Here is a 21,864-nt window from a genome sequence, read left to right as displayed (position 1 = left end):
TCCGGGCCTTGACCTCAATCTGGGAAACTTCTCCGCCGCTTCAAGAGGCTAGAGAGTGGAAAAACGCCTCAACCACGCGGAATCGTATAGACAGTGTAGCCCCCGGTTTCGGCCACCTGCTGGGCATCGCTCGTCTCGACCAGCGACTGCGCGGCGGCGCTGCCCGTGGGGCAGGATACAAGGTCGGCGGTGTGGTCGAGGAAATTGCCGGTAAAGGCGGTTTCTCCGGTCAACTGGCACCAGTCATCTTCGGACCGATAGCCGCGGACAAGATTCAAATCATCATTGGTCGGGGGCGGCGCGGCGCCTGTTTCGGTCTGTGGCGGCGTGTCGACGCAGGCGGCCAGCGTGGCCACGACGGCCAGCGGAACAAGGTGCTTCATGGTCTGTCCCTTTGATGCAGTTTTCGTTTCAGAATGGCAGCACCATAGCACAGTTGGGACAATGCGGGGACACCGCTGGCTCGTTTGTCAGCCGTGGGGGTCAATCGCCTTCGATCTGCCGGATCAGCTTTTGCACCTCGTCATCGCCCTGCTCGGCCGCGAGGCGAAGAAACCTCAGCGCCTCTTCGACATCGCCGATTTCATAGAGCAACCGGCCGAATTTGCGCTGCGATTTCACATCGCCGAGCTTTGCTGCCCTGCCCCAGAACAACAAGGCTGCTTCCGTGTCCTGGGGCACACCGTCCCGCCCGTGATAGGTCAAAGACCCGAGATTGTGCAGCGCCACGACATTGTTCTGCTTGGCGGCCTGGAAATAATAATCCAGCGCCTGTTCGATGTCCTTGGAGTAGCCGTTCTCGCCGATCTCGTGGATATAGCCCAGACGCGCCGCGGCATCGGCGCTGCCGTTTCGGGCCGCCATCTTCAGATAGTCGACCGTGCGCTGCATATCGCATGCGACATGCGTGTCTTCGCGATAGATTACGCCGAGGTGCAGCAGAGACGGCTCATATCCGAAGAATGCGGCCCTTTCATAATAGTACAGCGCCTTGTCGATGTCGGGCGCAATACCTTTCCCGTTCTCGTAGCCATAAGCGACGTTGTGCATCCCCATCGGCAGACCGGTTTCGGCAGCGGCCATGTACCAGGCAAACGCGGTCTCGTGTTCCGTGGGAACGATCTCTCCATCATTATAGAGCGAAGCGCGCGTGTTCATCGCCAGCCCGCTGCCCTCCATTGCGGCCAGTTCCGAAAACTCGAGCGCCATTTCCAGCTTGCCGCCTTTCATGAGCGCCCGGCCAAAGGCGGCCACGACCTCGGCATCGACATCCTGGTCTTTCAGCAGCAGATCGGCACAGATCGCCATCGCATTCTCGGCGTCCATGTCGGCCCATTTCACTCCGTCGAAATAGGGCGACTGCCCCGGAGCGGCAGCGGCCATCAGGCAGTCATACTCTCCATCCGAATAGTCGGGGTCCTGCGGTGGATCGTCAGGGTCGGGTTCCGGCCGAGGCCACCACACCCAACCGTATCATCCCGTATTTTCCTGCGTCTTTTCTTGTCTCAATGCGTCACACGCTCTACAGAAGCGCCGATCCCGTCAAGTTTGAAAGGCCGAAACAATGTCCCAAACCGCCGATGACCGCCTGATCGTCGCCCTCGACGTCCCCAACGCGCTGGAAGGGCTGAAGCTGGCCGAGACGCTGGGCGACGCCGTGTCGTTCTACAAGATCGGCCTGGGCATGCTGACAGGCGGCGGGCTGGCACTGGCCAATGAGCTCAAGCAGGAACACGGCAAGCGCATCTTCCTGGACATGAAGCTGTTCGACATCGGCAACACAGTGGAAAACGCGGTGCGGGGGTTGGCGCAGTTCGATCTGGATTTCCTGACCGTGCATGGCGACCCGCATGTGGTGCGCGCCGCCAAGGAAGGCGCGGCGGGCAAGGATCTGAAAATCCTGGCGGTGACCATCCTGACCTCGCTGAACCGCGACGACCTGGATGCCGGCATGATGAAGGCCGGTGACGTTCAGGACATGGTGGTGGAACGCGCCGCCCACGCCTTCGAGGCCGGGGCCGATGGCGTGATCGCCAGCCCGCAGGAGGCCGCCCTGATCCGCGCCCTACCCCAGGCGACGGGCCGGCTGATCGTAACCCCCGGCGTGCGTCCGGCAGGCGCGGCACTGGGCGATCAAAAACGTGTGGCCACACCTGCCAGCGCCATCCAGGGCGGGGCGGATCATATCGTAGTTGGCCGCCCCATTTATCAGGCCGAAGATCCGAAATCCGCGGCCGCGGCCGTTTTGACCGAGTTAAATTCTCTGAAAACGAGATGAGCAGGATCATCGTTTCAACAGGGATTCACGCTGAAAAAACCGCCGCAACAGGTTGACCTTACGTCAATTTTTCGCGAATCCGCGCCAAATCGTCCCTGTGCCAGAAAACACACATTCAAAAAGCGAGTTTTTGAAAAGCGCGCTTAACCCTATCTCAGCCCGAAAATCTTAGCGATTCTTAAGGGGATTTACTCCCCAACGAACCTATTCTTCCTGAGGTTCGTTACTTCCCCCCGCGAAGCGCGGGGGGTTTCTTTTCTCTGAATGATCTTTGATCGATATCACTGGATGATATAAAGAACCCCCAAGACAACTGCGGAACACACGAGGACGCAGATGCCCGGTCTTTGCCGAGATTGCCTGACCCCTTTGACGAACGAACGGCGCTGCACGGCCTGCGGCAGCCCCAGGGTAAAGTCTCATCCCGAACTGTTTGATTTGTCCATCGCGCATATGGATTGCGATGCCTTCTATGCTTCGGTGGAAAAGCGGGACAATCCGGAATTGGCAGACAAGCCTGTCATCATCGGCGGCGGCAAACGCGGTGTTGTGTCCACGGCATGCTACGTGGCCCGAATTCGCGGTGTGCGATCCGCCATGCCCATGTTCAAAGCGTTGCAACTGTGCCCCGATGCCGTCGTGATCAAACCACGCATGTCCGTGTATGCCCAGGTGTCACGGGACATCCGCGCCATGATGGACGAACTGACACCAGTGGTCGAACCCCTGTCGCTGGACGAAGCTTTCATGGACCTGTCCGGCACCGAACGCCTGCACGGAGCCCCCCCAGCCGTCATGCTCGCGCGCCTGGTCAAACGCATGAAGGATGAACTGGGCGTGACAGGATCCATCGGGCTGAGTCACAACAAGTTTCTGGCCAAGGTTGCCTCGGACCTCGACAAACCCCGCGGGTTTTCGGTGATCGGCAAGGCAGAGACGGCAGAGTTTCTGAATGACAAACCCGTAAGGTTGATCTGGGGCATTGGCCCCGCCGCGCAGGAATCACTGGATCGGGCAGGGATTCGAACCTTCAACGACCTGCTGCGTTGGGATCAGGAGGCTTTGACTGCGCGTTTCGGCTCGATGGGGTATCGCCTGTGGCATCTGGCACGGGGTCAGGACAAACGGCGCGTTTCAGCCCATGAACCGATGAAATCCATCAGCAATGAGACCACGTTTTTCGAGGACACCGCCAATATTGATGTTCTGGACGGACATTTGTGGCGCATGGCCCTGAAGGTCTCGGACCGGGCCAAGGCCAAGGATCTGGCTGGCCGGGTCGTTACGCTGAAGCTGAAGAAAGCCAATCACAAGGTTCTGACACGGCGCGTATCATTGCGGGACGCAACGCAGATCGCGGACAGGATTTATCGCACCGCAAAAGGGCTTTTCGATCAGGTGGGAGATCAGGGGCCGTACCGCCTGTTGGGGTGTGGCCTGTCTGACCTGTGCCCGGCGGATCAGGCTGACATCTCCGGCGACCTGCTTGATCCCGGCGCCGACCGCAGATCACAGGCCGAGCGGGCCACCGACCAGATCCGCCAGAGGTTCGGCCCGGAAGCAATCGTGAAGGGCCGTGCTTTGCGCTAGTTTCATTCCGCCGCCAGACGATGAGGTTTGGAACCGATCCTGGATATGTCGCGCACCACCTGCCGAAGGAGTTTCGAAAACGTCATGAAATTGGCGTTCGGCGCAATCTTTTCTTCGTCCATATACAAGGCCCGGTCGATTTCAATCTGGATCGCGTGTTGCTGGCGGGTGGGGCGGCCATAAGTCTGAGTCACATAGGCCCCCGCAAACGGGGCATTGCGCACAACATTCAGACCTGCCGCAGCAAACGCCGATTCGACGAGGTCCACGATTTCAGACGAGGCCGAAGCACCGAACCGATCACCCAGCACGATCTCGGGCCGTTTGTTTCGGGTCGTACCAGCCATGGCCACCGCCTCATGCGGCATGGAGTGGCAATCCACCAGTATGGCCTGGCCGAATTTCTCGTGTGATTCGGCCAGCAGGGATTTCAAACGTGCATGATAGGGGCGCCAATAGGTGTCGATGCGCAGCCGCGCCTCGTCCATGGTCAGCTTGCCGCTGTAGATTGCCCGTCCATTGGCCACAACGCGGGGTATCACACCCAACCCTGATGCGACCCTGGGGTTGTGCCCATGCCTGCGGGCACCGCTGATCAGCGCCGGGTCCAGTTCGTCCAGACTGCGATTCAGGTCCAGATAGGCGCGTGGCATGGTCGCTTTGATCAAAGGCGCGCCATTCTCGGCCGCAGCAGCAAACAATTGATCCACGAAGGCGTCTTCCGAGGATCGAATCACGCTTTGATTCAGAACGGACCGCTTCAAAAACGCTTCTGGATAATTCCGCCCGCTATGCGGAGATGAAAAAACCACGCATGAACTACGGTTTTCAGGCATATCCAATACAAAGGCTGCGTTCTGCATGATCCCTCCATGTTCGCAATCAACATAGACCGGAAAATAGTTCTACCAAACCCCTTGAACCCCTTTGCGACTCCTTTTATAGACCCCGCTACCGGCGCGGGGTTCCGCGCCCCATTTCGTTATGGGGCTGGGCGCGCAAAGGGAAAGTGGGCGGTTAGCTCAGCGGTAGAGCACTTCGTTGACATCGAAGGGGTCACAAGTTCGATCCTTGTACCGCCCACCATGATTTCACTGTTCCGGAAATCCGGGACACCCGAGTAACCCAGGCGCTGGCCACGTCCTTGATGAAGGCGCCGCAGATTGGAGACAGACCATGAAGGTCAAGAACTCGCTCCGCTCGCTCAAGAATCGGCACCGCGACTGCCGTATTGTGCGTCGCAAAGGCCGCGTCTACGTTATCAACAAGACGCAGCGCAAGTTCAAAGCTCGTCAGGGCTGAGAACAACGAAACATCGTTTTAGAAAACCGCGCTCTTGAGCGCGGTTTTTTTGTTTTCTGCACCTGTGCGCCCGACGTGCTACCCTTGCTTCGATATTGTGGAGTGTAAAACCCATGCGCGAACACGGCATCGACGTACTGGTGGGGACGACCAAGGGAACGTTCATTGTCTCTGGTGATCAGAACAGGTCAGACTGGAAAGTGACGGGCCCGCATTGCGAAGGATGGCCGATCAACCACGTCATCGGCGACAAGGAAACGGGCACGCTTTGGGCCGGGGGCGGTGGTGACTGGCATGGCGCCGGTGTCTGGTGTTCCGAAGACGGCGGTGTGACTTGGCAGGTCGCAAAACTCACCAAGGGCCAAATGGACGAGTGGGCCGCCAACGATCAGGATTTTGCCCAGATGATCGGCTGGACCGGAGAACCCGCACCATTCGCCGATGAGTTTTCGCAGGTCTGGTCTTTGCGTTATCAACATGGAACGTTGTACGCTGGCACAAAACCGGCCCGCCTGCTTGCCAGCCACGATAATGGTCGGACATGGGACACGCTTGAGGGCCTGACAAACCACCCCTCAGCACCCGATTGGAATCCCGGCGGTGCGGGGCTGGTCCTGCATACAATCGTGACTGACCCAAATGATTCGAAAAAGCTCTGGGTCGGCATTTCCGCTGCGGGTGTGTTTGCAACCGAGGATGGCGGCGCAAGCTGGGAGCGGCGAAACAGATTGTCCAACGCCGAAGCTTGCGCGCATCATGATCATCCCGCTGCCCCGAGGGATGGTGAAACGGGTCATTGCGTCCACAACATGGTTCAAGCTCCGGGAACCGCGGATTTGCTCTACCAGCAAAACCATCACGGTGTCTGGCGCTCGGTCGACGGAGGGCGCAGTTGGGATGACATCACCAAAGGCCTGCCATCCACCTTTGGATTTCCGATTCATGTGCACCCACGTGATCCGGACACGATCTGGACATTACCCTTGAACGGAGACAGCATCGGGCGCTATCCACCGGATGCCGCTGCGGCAGTTTGGAAATCCACAAACGGAGGCGCAACATGGCAAGACCAGCGGCGTGGGTTGCCGCAAGAAAACTGTTTTTTCACTGTTCTGCGACAGGCCATGGCCGGAGACCACCGAGACCCCGCCGGTATCTATTTCGGGACCAACAGCGGCTCGGTTTTTGCCAGTGTTGATGAAGGGGACACCTGGACGGAAGTCGCGCGCCATTTGCCCACGATCCTTGCAGTTGAGGTACTTGATCGTGAGTGATCCAGACACTTCCCTGTGACGCGGATCTTCCCGTTCAACTCAAGTCGCGCCCGCCCGGAAAAGCCTCGCAAGGGCGCCTGCGCTCATTTGACCAAGTAAATCTGTCGGATTTTCTTGCATCTCGCTGAGAATCGTATAATTGAGCAAATCAGTCGGGATATCGACCGACGCGAAATTCAATTGTTGGGGCAAACTATGCTGAAATCCACAACCTGCCTGGCCGCCGCTCTGTCGGCATTGATCGCAACATCAGCCGCGGCTGAAGGCGAGCTGAACCTTTATTCGTCGCGCCACTATGACACTGACGAACGTCTTTACACGGACTTCGAAGAAGCGACCGGCATCAAGATCAACCGGATCGAAGGCAAGGCGGATGAATTGATTGCGCGCATGGAAGCCGAAGGCGCGAACTCTCCGGCTGACGTCATGCTGACGGTCGACACGTCTCGCCTGGCGCGCGCCAAAGATGCGGGCATTCTGCAAGCAATCGACAGCGAAACCTTGGAGGAGCGCATCCCCGCCAACCTTCAGGACGAAGACAACCAGTGGTTCGGCTTTTCACAGCGCGGTCGGATCATCTTTTACAACAAGGAAAACGTTGCCAATCCGCCGGCCGCTTACGCGGACCTGGCCAAGCCGGAATACAAGGGCCTGATCTGCATCCGGTCCTCGACCAACACCTACAACCAGACCCTGCTCGCTTCGATCATCACACATGAAGGCGCCGAAGCTGCAAAATCCTGGGCCGAAGGCGTTGTCGCCAACATGGCCCGAGACCCGCAGGGCGGTGACACCGACCAGTTGCGTGGCATCGTTTCGGGTGAATGCGATATCGCTGTGTCGAACACCTACTACTATGCACGGGCCATCCGCAAAGACGTCAAAGGCCTGTCCTCTGACCTCGACAAGATCGGCTGGGTCTTCCCCAATCAGGACAGCTATGGTGCGCATATGAACCTGTCGGGCGGTGGCGTCGCGTCAAATGCGCCGAACAAGGAAAACGCAATCCTGTTCCTGGAGTATCTGGCAAGCGATCAGGCGCAGAAGTACTTCTCGGCGGGTAATGACGAATTCCCGGCAGTACAGAGTGTTGAACTGGCGGAATCGGTAAAGGCACTGGGTGAGTTCAAAGCTGACGACGTGAACCTGTCTGAGGTCGCAAAGAACATCCCGGAAGCACAGAAAATCTTCAACGAAGTCGGCTGGAAGTAATCCACTGCCTCGTCAAAAGCTGGCAGAGGGCGCGGAGTTTCTGCGCCCTTTTTCATTTACATATACATAATTTTATGCTATTTTCCCTTAAATGAAAAATCTTCTCGTTTGTGATCCATGCTCGACAACCTCTCAAACCGCCTTGCCGTCCGTTTGAACGATCTCCGCCACGGGCGCGGATGGTCGCTGGATCAACTGGCCGCTCAAAGCGGAATCAGCCGCGCCACGCTGTCCCGCATGGAGAAAGGAGAGGTCAGCCCCACCGCTGAGAATCTTGGCCGCCTCTGTGCCGCTTATGGCCTGCCGATGTCCCGGCTTTTGATGATGGTCGAAGACAGCTTTGACCCCAAAGTGCCGTTTGAACGCCAGACCGAATGGCGCGATCCCGAAACTGGCTTTACCCGCCGTGCAGTTTCACCCCCTGCAAACGGCCTGAACGCCGAGGTCGTGGAATGCCACCTGCCGCGCGACACGGTCATCACTTACGAGGCGCCGCCCAAGTCCGGGCAGGAACACCATCTGGTCCTGATCGACGGCGCACTGACACTGACAGTTGACGGAACACCCCATGCGCTAAGCGCCGGAGATTGCCTGCGCTATCACCTGTCGGGCCCAACCCGGTTCGAAACCGGGGCATCTCGCGGTGCGCGTTATCTCTTGGTGCTGATATGATCTCGCGTCTGACCCATCTCGATTTCAGCGCGGCAGTGGATGATCTGGCGGGAATCCTCCACGCCTGTGTGCATGACGGGGCCAGCATCGGCTTTGTCCTTCCGTTTACCGAGAGTGACGCACGAAAATACTGGCTGCAAAACGTTCGACCTGGGCTGAAATCCGGTGCATTGGAGCTGTTTGTCCTCCACCACAACGGGCGCATTCAGGGCACGGTGCAACTGATCCCCGCGACCATGCCCAATCAGCCACATCGCGCGGATGTCGCGAAGCTTCTGGTTCACCCGAACGCCAGACGGCGCGGTTTTGGCCGTGCCTTGATGGAAGCCCTCTTTCAGCGAACGGCAAAGTTGGAACGCACGATGCTGGTTCTGGATACCCGCAGCACCGACCCTTCTCGATTGCTTTATCTGGACCTGGGGTTTCAGATCGCCGGGGAAATTCCGAACTATTGCCGGAACCCGTTCGAAACCAGACTGGAACCCACAACTTACATGTATAAAGAGCTGTCAGCCTGACGCCAAACAGCGACCGTATGGCCGTGGATCATGGATTTTTCCCCAATGGTCCACGCGAAGTCGTGCGAAAGGTCCGGGGCATTCCCATGCCGCGCTTTTGCGCGGCGCGCGCTGCAACCAGGCCTGAACACAGCGGAACTCAATCGCCCGGCCACCTGAAGGGATGACCGGGCAATCAACTTTGTGCCTTGCGTTTAGAAATGCGCTGACTTCGTGCCTGCGGGCTTTTCCATCGGAGGCGCAAATTTGGTCAGGTCGATACCTTTCACGGCCGATTTGTATTCCTCGGCGGTCGGCATTCGGCCCAAAACAGCCGACAGCACCACCACCGGGGTCGAAGCAAGCAGGGATTCGCCTTTCTTGTCCGCCGCGTCCTCAACAACACGCCCCTGGAACAGGCGTGTGGACGTGGCCAGAACAGTGTCACCCTTTGCGGCTTTCTCCTGGTTGCCCATGCAGAGGTTACATCCCGGACGCTCCAGATACAGGATGTTCTCGTATTCCGTCCGTGCTTTGCTCTTTGGGAACAGATCGTCGAATTCAAAGCCTGAATACTTCTGAAGAATGCTCCACTCGCCTTCTTCTTTCAGCTCATCGATGATGTTGTAGGTGGGCGCAGCAACGACCAGCGGGGCCTTGAACTCGACAGTGCCCTTTTCTTTCTCAATGTTTTTCAGCATCTGCGAGACGATGACCAGATCGCCCTTGTGCACCATGCACGATCCAACAAATCCCAGATCGACCTTCTTTTCCCCTTTGTAGTGGGAAACCGGCCGTATCGTATCGTGGGTGTAACGTTTTGATACATCGGCGTTATTGACATCCGGGTCGGCGATCATGGGTTCGCTGATCTCATCCAGATCAACCACCAACTCGGCAAAATACTTGGCATTTTCATCCGGTTTCAGGGCAGGCTTTTCACCCGACTTGATTTCCGATATCCGAGCGTTGGCCTTGTCGATCAGACCTTGCAGTGTCCGGGCTTCGTTATCCATTCCCTTGTCGATCATGATCTGGATACGGCTTTTTGCGATTTCCAGAGATTCGATCAACGTGTCATCCGCCGAGATGCAGATCGAGGCCTTGGCCTTCATCTCGGCCGTCCAGTCAGTAAAGGTGAATGCCTGATCCGCCAGCAATGTGCCGATGTGAACTTCGATGATCCGCCCCTGGAACACGTTGTCGCCGAATTTCTTCAGCATCTGCGCCTGGGTGGCGTGAACCACATCGCGGAAATCCATGTGATCCGCCATCTGGCCCTTGAATGTCACCTTGACCGATTCCGGGATCGGCATGGTGGCTTCGCCAGTGGCCAGCGCCAGTGCGACAGTACCCGAGTCAGCGCCAAACGCGACGCCTTTGGACATGCGTGTATGCGAGTCGCCACCGATGATGATCGCCCAGTCATCCACGGTGATGTCGTTCAGAACCTTGTGGATGACGTCTGTCATCGAGTGATAAACACCTTTGGGGTCACGCGCGGTGATCAGACCAAAGTTGTTCATGAATTTCATCAGTTTTGGGATATTTGCCTGCGCTTTGGAATCCCAAACCGAAGCAGTGTGACAGCCAGACTGATAGGCGCCGTCAACGGTGGGAGATATCACTGTCGCCGCCATGGCTTCCAGTTCCTGTGCCGTCATCAAGCCGGTGGTGTCCTGCGAACCGACGATGTTGACCTTCACCCGAACATCCGAGCCCGCATGCAGAACTTTACCTTCGGCCACGCCAACCGCATTCTTGTTGAATATCTTTTCAACCGCCGTCAGGCCCTGCCCTTCATGCGAGATCTCTTTGGACGGTGCGAAAGCGGATTTCAGCTCGATGCCGAGCGTCTCGGCCGCGAATGTCTGGAGCTTTTTGCCAAAGACAATAGCATAAGATCCTCCGGCCTTTATGAACTCGGTCTTTTGCGGCGTGAAGGATGATGACAGATCGACCAGCTCTTTGTCGCCTGCGTCATTGTACAGCTTTTTGTCCTTGGTGTTGATGGTCAGTACCGTTCCGGTCTCGACGGAATATTTCTGCTCGAGGATAGGATTGCCGTCATTGTTCAGGATCGGATTGCCGTCGGCATCCACTTTCTTGACCCAGTTCTTGAGATCGATGCCGATCCCGCCGGTGACGCCGACTGTAGTCAGAAAGATCGGTGAAATCCCGTTTGTACCGGCAACAACCGGCGCGATGTTCACGAAAGGAACATAGGGGCTGGCTTGCTTTCCGGTCCACAATGCAACGTTGTTGACACCGGACATGCGCGACGATCCAACGCCCATCGTCCCTTTTTCAGCGACCAGCATGACACGCTTGTCCGGGTGCTGTTTTTGCAAGTCCTGAATCTCGGCCTGTGCTTCGGGTGAGATCATGCACTTGCCGTGCAATTCACGGTCCGACCGCGAATGCGCCTGATTGCCGGGCGACAGAAGATCGGTCGAAATATCCCCTTCGGCCGCCACATAGGTCACAACCTTGATTTCTTCTTCGATGTCGGGAAGCCGGGTAAAGAACTCGGCCTTGGCATAGCTTTCCAGAATGTCCCTGGCAACGGCGTTCCCGGCCTCAAAGGCTATTTTCAGACGGTTGGTATCTGCGTCGTACAGGAACACCTGGGTTTTCAGAACTGCCGCCGCTTTCTGCGCAATCTCTGCGTCATCGCCCAGCGCCAGATCAAGCAGAACCTCTACCGATGGGCCGCCCTTCATATGCGACAGCAATTCAAACGCGAAATCCTGCGAGATTTCTTCGACCGTCGCTTCACCCAGGATGATCTCTTTCAGAAAGCGCGCCTTTTCACCTGCGGCGCTGGTTGTGCCCGGAAGCGTGTTGTAGATGAAGTAGTTCAGTGAATCGGCACGATGAGCGTGACCCGTATCTTTGATCTGCCCGATGATTTCCTGCAAAAGAGCACCGTCTTCGATGGGTTTGGGGTGCAGACCCTGTTCTTTGCGCGTCTCGATTTCGTTCAGGTATTCTGTGTAAAGGCTCATGACGGTTCCGACCATTTAGCTGATGCACCGGGCCATGTGAAAGCCCGGCACCTTGAATTTGTATGCGGCGGTATACCAAACTGTGCCGGCGTGCAAGATACCGATCTGCGACCCAGTGTCCTGCTCTACGGGCGATGCCCGCCGCAATGTCGGGCGGTGCGTCGATGGGAATGTTCGATCCCCTACCCCCCGAAAGCCGCAATAAGCGCTTTCGCCAAGGGCAAAGAAGAATAGCCCACCCGTGAAGGTGTAAGCCCCATCCGCACGACGACCATGTCACGCGACGGGAAAATTCCGATGGACTGACCGTCATGCCCTTGCAACCAAACCGCGTCTTCAAACGGTGGCAGGTCGCCCGGCGATTTCAACCAAAGTTGACCTTTGGCATATTCCCCACCAGACGCCGCAACGGGTTCGAACATCCAGTCCACAAAACCTGTGGGCAAAATCTGTGCGCCGTCCCAAACCCCTTTTTGCAGCAGAAACTGGCCATACTTCGCCCAGTCTCGGGCCGTGGCGTACATATAGCTGGATCCGATGAATGTATCGGCGACATCTGTCTCGATGATCGCCGAAGCCATGCCAAGCGGTTCAAAAAGCGCATCCCGAGGATAGCTGAAACCGCCATCGGTCAGCTTGTCCTGCCACACCCGGGACAACACGGTGGACGTGCCGGAGGAATAGTTGAAGTCGGTTCCAATGCCGGCTTCCAGTGCACGGTCGGCAGCGAAAACGGCCATGTCATTGCTGAGATACAGCATCCTGGTCACGTCTGACACGTCTCCGTATTCTTCATTCCATTGCAGACCGCTTGTCATCGCCAGCATGTCCGCAACAGTAATGTCTCGCCTTGCGTCTTCTGCCCATTCGGGAAAGCTGTCGACAAGGGTGTCCGATACATTCATCTGACCCGCGTTGATCAACGTTCCGATCAGCCCGGCCGTGACCGTCTTGGTCATGGACCAGCCCAGCAACGGTGTGTCGGCGTCGAACCCTTCCGCATAGCGTTCGGCCACGATGCGCCCGCCTTGAACCACCACTACGGCGCGGTACCCTTCGCCAAGCAGCGTATCATCCGACAAGACGGCCTGAATTTTGGGATCTTGAGACTGCGCAACGTCGTTTCCTGTTGGCCAAAGACCTGTCGGCGCGGGCTTGGCGGCCTCAAGCCCTAGCGCACTCAGGGATTTAGCATGCACGTTGGTGCAGCCAAGCCCCTGCCGGAACTGCGATGTGGCGGGCGCGAAGAACCGAAAGAGTCGCGCATGAACAGTCTGCGCCTCTCGATCGACCTCAATCGAAACATGTTTGAGCAGCGGATGCCCCGGGGCCTGCACATCCACCGCAAGGACCTCTTCCGGATCACGTCCGGCAATGAAAACATTCGAACAGACAATCTTGGCCGAGTAATTCGTGCCTACTTTCAACAAATCGGGCGGGGCGATCAGAAGATAACCAAGCAGCCCCACGACGCCCAGAACCGCGACACCTATACCCGTTTTCAATACCTTCCTGAACATCCGCTGACCTGCCCTGTTGCTGTCATTTCAGCACAGGTTAGATACATCCAGCTCGGTTTTGCCACTATTCCGTTGCGTATTCTTCCGACGCTGATCGGCAGACCCGGCACCTTTCTCGGTGAACGGCTCAGGTCGCCTCGTCGTTTTGATCCTGCGACAACCAAAAGCTTTGCGATTGCCCGGCAAGACGTTGCCAAATCTGTTCACTGAACTCTGGCTTCGCTTCGGCCAAACGGACCATTCTTATTGTCAGCGCCTGCGCAGGCAGGGCGTCTTCAACGCTTACAAGCTGTCCCTGAGCAAGCGGCGTGGCGACCAAAGAATAGGGCAACCAGGCAACGCCGATTTCATTCACGGCATATTGCAGCATCGCCAGCGTCAGGGCCGTCTCGGCCTTGGCCACGAGTCTGGTTTCGTCGGGCAACCGCGGTGCAATCAATCGGGAAAATACCTGGCCAAGAAAGACATCAGGCGGGTAGACAATCGCAGGAATGGTCTTGCCATCCAATTCCCCGCGCATTGCAGGTGCGCATACCGGGATCAATGTGTCGGCACCAAGCGTCTTCGCCTGAAACGCACTTTCGAGGTTCTGCACAACGCCGCCCGATGCAGCGTACATGATCGCGAAATCAACTTCTTTCGAGATCAGTTGCAACAGGCATTCGTCCTGGTTCCCCGATCGCACCTGAACCGAGATATCGCTGTTTTCGGTCAACATCCGGACCACTTTCGGCGAGACGGTTGTCGTCAGCGCATGCTGGCACACGAGCGACAAAGACTGGCTGGCCTGATCGCTTTCTGTTTTCAAACTGTGACGCAGTTTGTGCAGACGCGCGCTCAGTTCGCGCAGTTCAGGTTCCAACGCCTGAACGCCCGGCATCAGGGATACGGGTTTGCGGCGACGATCAAACAGGGTCGCACCGATACTGCCTTCGATGAGCCGCACCCGACGGGTGAAGGCAGATTGGGTCAGCAGCCGTTTTTCCGCGGCGCGCGTCAGCGATCCGCTGTCCAGCACGGCCAAGATGTCGTCGATCCATTCCAAACGCATGTGAACCAGATAGCCCAGACCTTACTAATATGCAATTTTTGCAACATACTTACTGAATTTCGAATTAGCAGAGCGGCAACACACAGCGTAAATTGACGAAAATCAATATTAGGAATTGTGACATGCATCTTGCGCGCTTTCCCCGCCTTCACCTCGCCCATCTTCCGACACCGCTTGAACCGATGAAGCGGCTTTCCAAAGAACTGGGGGTGGAAATCTGGATCAAGCGCGACGATTGCACCGGCATGTCAACCGGCGGCAACAAGACCCGCAAGCTGGAATTTCTGATGGCCGAAGCAGAAGCGCAGGGCGCCGACATGGTGATGACGCAAGGTGCCACCCAAACCAACCACGGTCGACAAACCGCAGCGTTTGCCGCCAAGCTGGGCCTTGATTGCCATGTTCTTCTGGAAGATCGCACCGGCTATCAAGATGGCAACTACAATACAAACGGCAATGTCCTGCTGGATCATTTGCACGGCGCGACCACCCAGAAGTTTCCCGGGGGTCACGATATGCCGGGCGAAATGGAAAAGGCGGCCGCGAAGAAACGGGCAGAAGGCCGCTCTGTCTATGTCATTCCCGGCGGCGGCTCGAACCCGACCGGGGCGCTGGGCTATGTAAACGCGGCCTTTGAACTGTTGGGTCAGGCCAATGACAGCGGATTGCGGATTGACCGGCTGGTACATGCAACAGGGTCGTCCGGTACGCAGGCAGGTTTGGTGACGGGAATGTGCGCCATGAATGCGCAGGTGCCGGTGCTTGGCATCGGGACAAGGGCACCTCGGCCAAAGCAGGAACAGATGGTGTACGACCTCGCCTGCAAGACGGCCGAAAAGCTGGGGTGCGCGGGCGTGGTAAAGCGCGAAGATGTCATGGCCAATACCGACTATGTCGGCGAAGGCTATGGCCTGCCCACTGAAAGCGGTATCGAAGCGATCCAGATGTTTGCCGAATTGGAAGGTATCCTTCTGGATCCCTGCTACTCGGCCAAGGGTGCGGCGGGCCTGATCGATCTGGCGCGCAAAGGCGAATTCAAAGACCAGCGGGTCGTTTTCCTTCACACGGGCGGCGCGGCGGCTTTGGCGGGGTATGACTTTGCCTTCGATCACAAAGACCGCTGGGTGAATATCTGAGCAATGACGCAGCACCCCATCGGCATTCTTGGCGGCATGGGCCCCGAGGCAACGATCCTCCTCCAGCGCAAGCTGGTCGAGGCTGTGCCGGTGAGCGACGACCGGGACCACATTCCGCTTTTGATCGACATGAACACTCAGGTCCCGTCACGGATCGCGCATCTGATCGACGGGGCGGGTGAAGATCCGGGGCCGACACTGGCGGCGATGGCAAGACGTCTTCAGGATGCCGGCGCAGTGGCGCTGGCAATGCCCTGCAACACGGCGCATCACTATGCCAAGGCGATCACCGATGCCGTGACCGTTCCGCTGTTGAACATGGTTGAACTGGCCGCGGATCACGCCGTCGGGACACTCGGGAAGGGTGGGTGCGTTGGTGTGCTCGCTTCTCCGGCGGTGCGCCGTACTTGTCTTTTCGAAACAGCTCTGCACGCGCGCGGGCTGTCGACCGTTTGGCCAACGGATGACGACGCGATGCTGGCGGCGATCCGCGCGATCAAGGTCAACGGTCAAAGCGAGAAGGCACGCGAAACGCTGCGAGCGTCCTCAAGGGCCTTGGTCAAGGCGGGGGCGGACTTGCAGTTTGTCGCTTGCTCTGAGTTCTCCCTCATTGCCGACAGCGTCGCGGATGACGCCAATGCAGTGGATACGATCGATCTGCTGGTCCGCGCGATCGTCAATTTTTCTCAGACGGGCCGGCATAGGAGGTAAAGGCGCATTTTCCGTTCAATGGCCCGTCGGTGCGCCAAAACGAATCCGTCCGGTCACAAACGCTGCCAAAGCTGGTGCGCGATCTGATCCAAACTGGCCGGATTGGAAAAGGCTGAAATCGTCAACGTTGCACACCATGCATCGTCACCGATCGGCACCAGCAACCCCTGATCCAGCTCCGCCGAGATCGACGTTTCGGGCATCCAGGCAAATCCGCTGCCAGTCATCAATCTTCGCTTGATCGTTTCGACCAGGCTATCGACATATATCGTTTCGGTATTCTGGGGTTTCCGGTCAACGGTGTTTTCAACGACCATGCCCAAGAAGGACGATCGGTCATAGGCCAGATAGGGGATCGGTGGGCCATCCTGCCGGGACAAATCCCAACCCAGTGCCCGCACCGGCTGAGCGGCAGCCACCGGGATCAGACGGTCCTTCAACAGATCCTTGCGCTCGAATGCGGTTTCGTCGATCATGGGCGAGACAGTATGGTGATAGTAGCACAGCAGGATATCCACCGCGCCTTCGACCAAAAGATCACAACAGGTGCTCAGAGAATCGGACAGGACGCGTGTGCGCAAATCTGGGATCTGCTTCTGCAACTCTTCTATGCGGGTTGCCAAAAAATTAACCGCAATGGTGTGCAGAACCGAAAACCGGATGAACCGACTGTCGCCCCGGTCGGCGTCCCGCAGGGATTGGCGGGATTCAGACAGCTGTGAAATTGCCGCCTGGGCAACAGGCAGGAATTGTTTGCCGGCCTCGGTCAATTGAACCGGATAGGTTGCCCGATTGACCAAAGGCAACCCCACCCAGCTTTCCAAGGCTTTGATTCTGCGACTGAATGCGGATTGCGTGATGTTGCGTTCATCAGACGCACGGGTGAAGTTCAAGGTCCGAGCGAGGCATTCAAAATCGCGTAGCCAATTCAGATCCACTGCGTATCCCCGCTTGTGAAAGAGCATCTTCAGCAACGATACAGAAAACTATGCAGAAACAGAATAGTTTGATGAAATGTTCGAATTGGCTCTCGGAAAAGCTCCTGTTCTAGACTTCCGGGCAGGGTCTGGCGGTTGGTCTTGTTTCAGCCTTCCGTCCGAATGTGTCGCCAAAGGCAAGTTGGCGCGCCCCTATTGCGCGATAGGAAAATCGAACGACGGAAAAAACGACGCCGAACCACGGTGCATTTCAACAGAGGAGAAGACCATGAGAACCAATCTGAAAAAGCTGGGGATGGCTGCTGCGCTCAGCGTCTGCGCTGTGCCGGCATTCGCAACCGAAGAAGTGAAAATCGGCGTGCCATCCTGGACCGGCGCCCAAGCGATTGCCCATGTGCTGGGCGCGGTCGTGGAAATGCGCATCGGGGGCAAAGTGGAATATGTGCCCGGCAACAACGCCACGATCTTTCAGGCGATGGATCAGGGCAAGGGCGACATCGACGTTCATCCCGACGTTTGGCTGCCCAACCAGGAAAGCTTCACCAAGAAATATGTGGACGAAGCGGGCACCGTCACCCTGTCATCGAACCCCTACGAGGGCAATCAGGGTTTCTGCGTCAGCAAAGACTTTGGTGAAGCCAACAACATCACCGACATCGCCGATCTGGGCCGCCCGGATGTGGCCGCATTGATGGACAGTGACGGCAATGGCAAAGGTGAAATGTGGATTGGCGCGCCGGGTTGGGCTTCGGCCAACGTGAACGAAGTCAAAACCCGCGACTATGGTTTACTTGATTTCATTGAGCCGATACGTGCCGAGGAAAGCGTGAAGACCGCGCGGATCAAGGACAGCATCGCCAAGGGCGAAGGCTACGCCTTTTATTGCTACAAGCCGCATGCCGTCTGGTACATGTTCGACGTCCAGATGTTGACCGAGCCACAATTCGACCCGGCAAAATACGTAATGGTCCAACCGTCTGATGACCCGGACTGGTACAACAAATCCAATGTTGCGACCAAGGACGCCCTCAAGAACGTGCAGATTGCGTGGTCCAACACGCTGCCAGAGCGTTCTCCGGCGATTGCCGATTTCTTGGCGAATTTCGCATTGACGGCGGATGATGTCAGCGAGTTCGCCTATGAGATCAGCGGCAAGGGCCGTGATCCGGCAGAGGTTGCACGCGAGTGGGTCGAGGCGAACCCTGATCGTGTCGACGCTTGGCTGGGCCTCTGATCGAGCTTCCAGAAACAGGGTGGCGGCATCTGTTGGCGCCACCCAAAAGCAGACCTCTGGGGGACTTATGAGCGACGATACCGTTATTGAAATCTCGAATGTCTGGAAGATTTTCGGGGGCAGGCCCGATGTAGCGCTGCAGGCAATCCGCGACCGTGGATTGGACAAGGCCCAGGTGCTGGCGGAATACAACTGTGTTGTCGGCGTCGCGGATGTCAGTCTTTCGGTCAACCGGGGCGAGATATTCTGCATCATGGGCCTGTCAGGCAGCGGGAAGTCCACTCTGGTCCGCCATTTCAACCGGCTGTTGGAACCCACCGCAGGCAAGATCGAAATCGAGGGCACGGACGTGATGGCCCTAGGCCCGAAAGAGCTTCAGCAGTTTCGCAACAACAAGATTGGCATGGTCTTTCAGAACTTTGCGCTGATGCCGCATCGGTCTGTGCTGGACAATGTCGCAATGCCGCTGGAGATCCGGCAGGTCAGCAAGAATGAACGCATGCGTCAGGCAGCGGCTATTCTGGATATCGTCGAACTCGGAGCCTGGGGATCGAAATTCGCACACGAGCTGTCCGGGGGTATGCAGCAACGTGTGGGCCTTGCCCGGGCACTGGCAGCGAACCCGGATGTGTTGTTGATGGACGAACCGTTCTCGGCGTTGGACCCGTTGATCCGGCGGCAATTGCAGGATGAGTTCATTCGACTGAGCAAAATCCTGAAAAAGACGACGATCTTCATCACCCATGATTTGGATGAAGCCGTCCGCATCGGGAACCGGATCGCGATCATGCGCGACGGCAAGGTGGTGCAGATCGGAACGGCCGAAGACATCGTCATGAACCCCGCCGATGACTATGTCGCCGATTTCGTGGCGGGTATCTCAAGGCTCAAGGTGGTGCGTGCCCACGCCGTCATGCGGCCCATACCGGAACATGTCGCGACCCATGGCCCTCTGCCCTCGGACGCCCCGCGTGTGAATGAAGGCGAAAACCTGAGCACGCTGATCAATCTGGCAATCGACACCGACAGCGCGATCCTTGTGGAGGACGGCGGCGTGGATGTTGGCGTCATAACCCGTGCCGATCTGTTGCGCACCGTGATCGAAGGAACCGAAGTGTCATGAGTTCTTCAGATGTGAACCCGCTGGAAGATACCGAGAGCGAAGCAGCCCAGGCATATGCCGAAGAACGGCGCGAAAACATCCGTGCCTTCGTTCGCACCAGCCCCGACTATTACATCCGCAACTTCGACAAGATCGGCGCGTCGTCCCGATTTACGCCGACTTTCAATCTGATGGCCGGGTTGTTTGGCCCGGTCTGGTTCGGTGCGCGGGGGTTGTGGTCATGGGCGTTGCCATTTCTGATCCTCGAAACAATAGCCTATGTGCAGATCGCGCGCGGGATGTTCGGCGACCTGGCGGCCGAGGCAATGGAACGCATCGCGTCAATTGAAGGGACGCTTGAGCTGCGCCGTCAGCAGTTGGCCGCTGCCATCGAAAACAACTCGGACAAGATCGACGTCTATCAGCGGACGGTGGACTCGCTCGAGGAAAACATAGGTGGCATCCGCGCCGAAGCCGAAGCAATGGCTGCTGAAGGGCCTTACATCGTTCTGACCGGCCTGATCATTCTGATCATCGTCAAGCTTGTTCAGTCACAGGTGGCAAACTGGGCGCTCGAGGCGCGTTTCTCGGAATGGCTGTCAGATCGTTCAATCCGATCAGCAATGCCGGTATCGCAGATCGTGTTCAGCGCGATCTTCATGGCGCTGATCGTTGCTGCGGCGATGATGCATTACAGCTTTCCGGGGCGTTTCTCGTTGCTTAGCCACTTCCCGACAGACCCCAATATCCGCCTGACCAGCATCACCTGGGTGGAAGACTTCATCGCCTGGTGCGTGCGCAACAGCGAAGCGTTCTTTGACGGGCTGACATTCGGTATCCGTACCCTGCTGGACGCGCTTGAGGTCATCTTGGTGCAGACGCCATGGATCGTGATCGCCAGTCTCATCATTCTGCTGACATGGCTGACTGCGGGTGTCAGCACGGCAATCTATTCGGGCGCGTTTCTGGCCTATATGGGGCTGTTGGGCTTTTGGGAGGGCGCAATGACTACGCTGGCCTTGTTGGGGACAGCGGCATGCCTGTCGATTGTCATCGGAATTCCACTGGGCATGTTCGCGGCGCGTCGCCCTCGGTTCTACGCTTTCATCCAGCCGATCATGGATTTCATGCAAACCATGCCCGCCTTTGTTTTCATGGTCCCCGTGATCGCGTTTTTTGGTGTCGGCAAGCCGGCGGCAGTCGTGGTCACGATGATTTTCGGTGGTACGCCCGTGGTGCGCCTGACCGTTCTCGGCTTGCGTGGCGTGCCCGAAAGCGTGCGCGAGGCGGCGATCAGTTTCGGCGCCAACAAATGGTACCTGCTCACCAAAGTCGACTTGCCGCTGGCAAGCCCGTCGATCCGGGCGGGGATCAATCAGACAATCATGTTGTCACTGGCAATGGTTGTTGTTGCGTCTCTGATCGGTGCCAAGGGGCTGGGCGAGGATGTTCTTGAAGCGTTGCAATACGCGAATGTGGGCCAGGGTATTCTTGCAGGGTTCTCAATCCTGTTCTGTGCCATGATCCTCGATCGGATTGTGCAGGGCGGCCGGAAATGACACCCATCGTGTTTGTTCACGGGTTCCTGGGCGGCAGTCGGCAATGGCAGCGGCAGGTCGAGGCTTTGCAAGGTTACGATGTCATCACGCTGGATCTGCCGGGTTTTGGCGAAAATGCGCAACGTGACGCGTTTTGCAGCATCTCGGGATTCGCGGACTGGGCGCTGAATGAGCTGAAGGCGCGCGACATCGAGACATTCCACCTGGTTGGTCACTCGATGGGTGGAATGGTCGCGCAGGAAATGGTTGCCCGTGCGCCCGAGCGTGTTGACCGTTTGGTTCTTTATGGCACCGGGTCCGTAGGTGTGCTGCCCGGGCGGTTTGAGACCATCGACACCTCGAAAACCCGTGCCTGTGCAGACGGGCCGAAAGTGACGGCGCGGCGGATTGCGGCAACCTGGTTTCTCGAACGCGAAAAAGCCTTGGAATATGAACTTTGCGCCACGATAGCCCAGAAAAGCAACCTGAAGGCCATGCTGTCAGGTTTGGATGCGATGCATTCCTGGAGCGGCGCTGAAAACCTGCCGGCAATCAGGACGAAGACGCTGATTGTCTGGGGGGATCGTGATCGCACCTACCCATGGAGTCAGACGGAACAGCTGTGGCAATCCATCCCGAATGCAAACCTAGCGGTGATACCAAACTCTGCACATGCGACGCATCTGGAAAAAGCTGAACTGTTCAACGGGATATTGCGAGATTACTTAGTTGCCTGATGAATTGTGCCAAACAAATGAACCGGTCAGTTGAAGCCATTCTGCGGAAAACCGGATGATCAAT

The 21,864-nt window shown here is 57.4% G+C and carries 20 protein-coding genes and 1 tRNA gene; 14 read left to right on the top strand and 7 right to left on the bottom strand.

Annotation, left to right across the window (positions count from 1 at the left end):
- Positions 1-68: 68 nt before the first annotated feature.
- Positions 69-383, bottom strand: a complete 315-nt coding sequence (locus tag GS614_RS20555; RefSeq protein ID WP_171172621.1) for a hypothetical protein — start codon at positions 381-383, stop codon at positions 69-71.
- A 100-nt stretch (positions 384-483) separates the two neighbouring features.
- A complete protein-coding gene (locus tag GS614_RS22545) occupies positions 484-1,464 on the bottom strand; it encodes a tetratricopeptide repeat protein (RefSeq protein ID WP_171727207.1) in 981 nt (326 codons plus the stop codon).
- 100 nt (positions 1,465-1,564) lie between these two features.
- On the opposite strand from GS614_RS22545, the gene pyrF reads away from it, so the two are divergent.
- Positions 1,565-2,278, top strand: coding sequence for an orotidine-5'-phosphate decarboxylase (pyrF, locus tag GS614_RS20545; RefSeq protein ID WP_171120607.1), 714 nt, complete (start codon positions 1,565-1,567; stop codon positions 2,276-2,278).
- 336 nt (positions 2,279-2,614) lie between these two features.
- Positions 2,615-3,868, top strand: coding sequence for a DNA polymerase IV (locus GS614_RS20540; protein WP_171120609.1), 1,254 nt, complete (start codon positions 2,615-2,617; stop codon positions 3,866-3,868).
- 2 nt (positions 3,869-3,870) lie between these two features.
- Here the strand turns inward: GS614_RS20540 and GS614_RS20535 are convergent, their stop codons facing one another.
- On the bottom strand, positions 3,871-4,731 hold the full coding sequence (locus GS614_RS20535; RefSeq protein WP_171172618.1) for an N-formylglutamate amidohydrolase: 861 nt from the start codon (positions 4,729-4,731) through the stop codon (positions 3,871-3,873).
- A 148-nt stretch (positions 4,732-4,879) separates the two neighbouring features.
- Between GS614_RS20535 and GS614_RS20530 the strand changes: the two genes are divergently transcribed.
- The 6 genes from GS614_RS20530 to GS614_RS20505 all read left to right on the top strand — a co-directional run bounded on the left by GS614_RS20530 (position 4,880) and on the right by GS614_RS20505 (position 8,846).
- Positions 4,880-4,954 (top strand) — tRNA-Val (locus tag GS614_RS20530).
- A gap of 90 nt (positions 4,955-5,044) precedes the next feature.
- Entirely contained in the window at positions 5,045-5,170 is a 126-nt protein-coding gene (gene ykgO / locus GS614_RS20525) for a type B 50S ribosomal protein L36 (protein WP_008755722.1), read from the top strand.
- A 113-nt stretch (positions 5,171-5,283) separates the two neighbouring features.
- On the top strand, positions 5,284-6,444 hold the full coding sequence (locus GS614_RS20520) for a sialidase family protein (RefSeq protein WP_171727206.1): 1,161 nt from the start codon (positions 5,284-5,286) through the stop codon (positions 6,442-6,444).
- Positions 6,445-6,639: 195 nt separating this feature from the next.
- Complete coding sequence (locus GS614_RS20515; protein WP_171727205.1) at positions 6,640-7,656, top strand: Fe(3+) ABC transporter substrate-binding protein; 1,017 nt, start codon at positions 6,640-6,642, stop codon at positions 7,654-7,656.
- A 117-nt stretch (positions 7,657-7,773) separates the two neighbouring features.
- On the top strand, positions 7,774-8,328 hold the full coding sequence (locus GS614_RS20510; RefSeq protein WP_171727204.1) for a helix-turn-helix domain-containing protein: 555 nt from the start codon (positions 7,774-7,776) through the stop codon (positions 8,326-8,328).
- Positions 8,325-8,846, top strand: a complete 522-nt coding sequence (locus tag GS614_RS20505) for a GNAT family N-acetyltransferase (RefSeq protein WP_171727203.1) — start codon at positions 8,325-8,327, stop codon at positions 8,844-8,846. Before GS614_RS20510 ends, GS614_RS20505 begins: the two co-directional genes overlap by 4 nt.
- Before the next feature lie 194 nt (positions 8,847-9,040).
- Here GS614_RS20505 and GS614_RS20500 read toward each other — a convergent pair whose 3' ends face one another.
- The 3 genes from GS614_RS20500 to GS614_RS20490 all read right to left on the bottom strand — a co-directional run bounded on the left by GS614_RS20500 (position 9,041) and on the right by GS614_RS20490 (position 14,404).
- Positions 9,041-11,833 carry a bifunctional aconitate hydratase 2/2-methylisocitrate dehydratase gene (locus GS614_RS20500; RefSeq protein ID WP_171727202.1) on the bottom strand — a complete coding sequence of 931 codons (2,793 nt, stop codon included), beginning with the start codon at positions 11,831-11,833 and terminating at the stop codon, positions 9,041-9,043.
- 182 nt (positions 11,834-12,015) lie between these two features.
- A complete protein-coding gene (locus GS614_RS20495) occupies positions 12,016-13,353 on the bottom strand; it encodes a serine hydrolase (RefSeq protein ID WP_171727201.1) in 1,338 nt (445 codons plus the stop codon).
- Between the two features lie 127 nt (positions 13,354-13,480).
- Entirely contained in the window at positions 13,481-14,404 is a 924-nt protein-coding gene (locus tag GS614_RS20490; RefSeq protein WP_171727200.1) for a LysR family transcriptional regulator, read from the bottom strand.
- Between the two features lie 122 nt (positions 14,405-14,526).
- Here GS614_RS20490 and GS614_RS20485 point away from each other — a divergent pair, with 122 nt between their 5' ends.
- Both GS614_RS20485 and GS614_RS20480 read left to right on the top strand, forming a co-directional pair.
- A complete protein-coding gene (locus tag GS614_RS20485; RefSeq protein WP_171727199.1) occupies positions 14,527-15,540 on the top strand; it encodes a D-cysteine desulfhydrase in 1,014 nt (337 codons plus the stop codon).
- 3 nt (positions 15,541-15,543) lie between these two features.
- Positions 15,544-16,251 (top strand): aspartate/glutamate racemase family protein, encoded by a 708-nt coding sequence (locus GS614_RS20480; RefSeq protein WP_171727198.1) that lies wholly within the window; start codon positions 15,544-15,546, stop codon positions 16,249-16,251.
- A 53-nt stretch (positions 16,252-16,304) separates the two neighbouring features.
- On the opposite strand, the gene GS614_RS20475 is transcribed toward GS614_RS20480, so the two are convergent.
- Positions 16,305-17,189 carry a LysR family transcriptional regulator gene (locus GS614_RS20475; RefSeq protein WP_171331588.1) on the bottom strand — a complete coding sequence of 295 codons (885 nt, stop codon included), beginning with the start codon at positions 17,187-17,189 and terminating at the stop codon, positions 16,305-16,307.
- A gap of 268 nt (positions 17,190-17,457) precedes the next feature.
- On the opposite strand from GS614_RS20475, the gene GS614_RS20470 reads away from it, so the two are divergent.
- The 4 genes from GS614_RS20470 (at position 17,458) to GS614_RS20455 (ending at position 21,800) form a co-directional block, all read left to right on the top strand.
- On the top strand, positions 17,458-18,423 hold the full coding sequence (locus GS614_RS20470) for a glycine betaine ABC transporter substrate-binding protein (protein ID WP_171617699.1): 966 nt from the start codon (positions 17,458-17,460) through the stop codon (positions 18,421-18,423).
- A gap of 67 nt (positions 18,424-18,490) precedes the next feature.
- The gene (locus tag GS614_RS20465) at positions 18,491-19,546 is read left to right on the top strand and encodes a glycine betaine/L-proline ABC transporter ATP-binding protein (RefSeq protein ID WP_171120632.1); all 1,056 of its coding nucleotides are present in this window, start codon (positions 18,491-18,493) and stop codon (positions 19,544-19,546) included.
- Complete coding sequence (locus tag GS614_RS20460) at positions 19,543-21,084, top strand: proline/glycine betaine ABC transporter permease (RefSeq protein WP_152456673.1); 1,542 nt, start codon at positions 19,543-19,545, stop codon at positions 21,082-21,084. The genes GS614_RS20465 and GS614_RS20460 overlap by 4 nt, the downstream gene beginning before the upstream one ends.
- Positions 21,081-21,800 carry an alpha/beta fold hydrolase gene (locus tag GS614_RS20455; RefSeq protein ID WP_171206317.1) on the top strand — a complete coding sequence of 240 codons (720 nt, stop codon included), beginning with the start codon at positions 21,081-21,083 and terminating at the stop codon, positions 21,798-21,800. Before GS614_RS20460 ends, GS614_RS20455 begins: the two co-directional genes overlap by 4 nt.
- Positions 21,801-21,864 lie beyond the last annotated feature (64 nt).

This window comes from Ruegeria sp. HKCCD6604, from assembly GCF_013110635.1.
In the GTDB taxonomy this organism is placed as follows: domain Bacteria; phylum Pseudomonadota; class Alphaproteobacteria; order Rhodobacterales; family Rhodobacteraceae; genus Ruegeria.
The sequence above is the reverse complement of the archived record's forward strand: the minus strand, read 5'-3'. Positions and strand labels throughout refer to the sequence as shown.

Coding starts and splice junctions, on each gene's coding strand:
- GS614_RS20555 (WP_171172621.1), bottom strand. CDS start 383: ATGAAGCACCTTGTTCCGCTGGCCGTCGTGGCCACGCTGGCCGCCTGC.
- pyrF (WP_171120607.1), top strand. CDS start 1,565: ATGTCCCAAACCGCCGATGACCGCCTGATCGTCGCCCTCGACGTCCCC.
- GS614_RS20540 (WP_171120609.1), top strand. CDS start 2,615: ATGCCCGGTCTTTGCCGAGATTGCCTGACCCCTTTGACGAACGAACGG.
- GS614_RS20535 (WP_171172618.1), bottom strand. CDS start 4,731: ATGCAGAACGCAGCCTTTGTATTGGATATGCCTGAAAACCGTAGTTCA.
- ykgO (WP_008755722.1), top strand. CDS start 5,045: ATGAAGGTCAAGAACTCGCTCCGCTCGCTCAAGAATCGGCACCGCGAC.
- GS614_RS20520 (WP_171727206.1), top strand. CDS start 5,284: ATGCGCGAACACGGCATCGACGTACTGGTGGGGACGACCAAGGGAACG.
- GS614_RS20515 (WP_171727205.1), top strand. CDS start 6,640: ATGCTGAAATCCACAACCTGCCTGGCCGCCGCTCTGTCGGCATTGATC.
- GS614_RS20510 (WP_171727204.1), top strand. CDS start 7,774: ATGCTCGACAACCTCTCAAACCGCCTTGCCGTCCGTTTGAACGATCTC.
- GS614_RS20505 (WP_171727203.1), top strand. CDS start 8,325: ATGATCTCGCGTCTGACCCATCTCGATTTCAGCGCGGCAGTGGATGAT.
- GS614_RS20500 (WP_171727202.1), bottom strand. CDS start 11,833: ATGAGCCTTTACACAGAATACCTGAACGAAATCGAGACGCGCAAAGAA.
- GS614_RS20495 (WP_171727201.1), bottom strand. CDS start 13,353: ATGTTCAGGAAGGTATTGAAAACGGGTATAGGTGTCGCGGTTCTGGGC.
- GS614_RS20490 (WP_171727200.1), bottom strand. CDS start 14,404: ATGCGTTTGGAATGGATCGACGACATCTTGGCCGTGCTGGACAGCGGA.
- GS614_RS20485 (WP_171727199.1), top strand. CDS start 14,527: ATGCATCTTGCGCGCTTTCCCCGCCTTCACCTCGCCCATCTTCCGACA.
- GS614_RS20480 (WP_171727198.1), top strand. CDS start 15,544: ATGACGCAGCACCCCATCGGCATTCTTGGCGGCATGGGCCCCGAGGCA.
- GS614_RS20470 (WP_171617699.1), top strand. CDS start 17,458: ATGAGAACCAATCTGAAAAAGCTGGGGATGGCTGCTGCGCTCAGCGTC.
- GS614_RS20465 (WP_171120632.1), top strand. CDS start 18,491: ATGAGCGACGATACCGTTATTGAAATCTCGAATGTCTGGAAGATTTTC.
- GS614_RS20460 (WP_152456673.1), top strand. CDS start 19,543: ATGAGTTCTTCAGATGTGAACCCGCTGGAAGATACCGAGAGCGAAGCA.
- GS614_RS20455 (WP_171206317.1), top strand. CDS start 21,081: ATGACACCCATCGTGTTTGTTCACGGGTTCCTGGGCGGCAGTCGGCAA.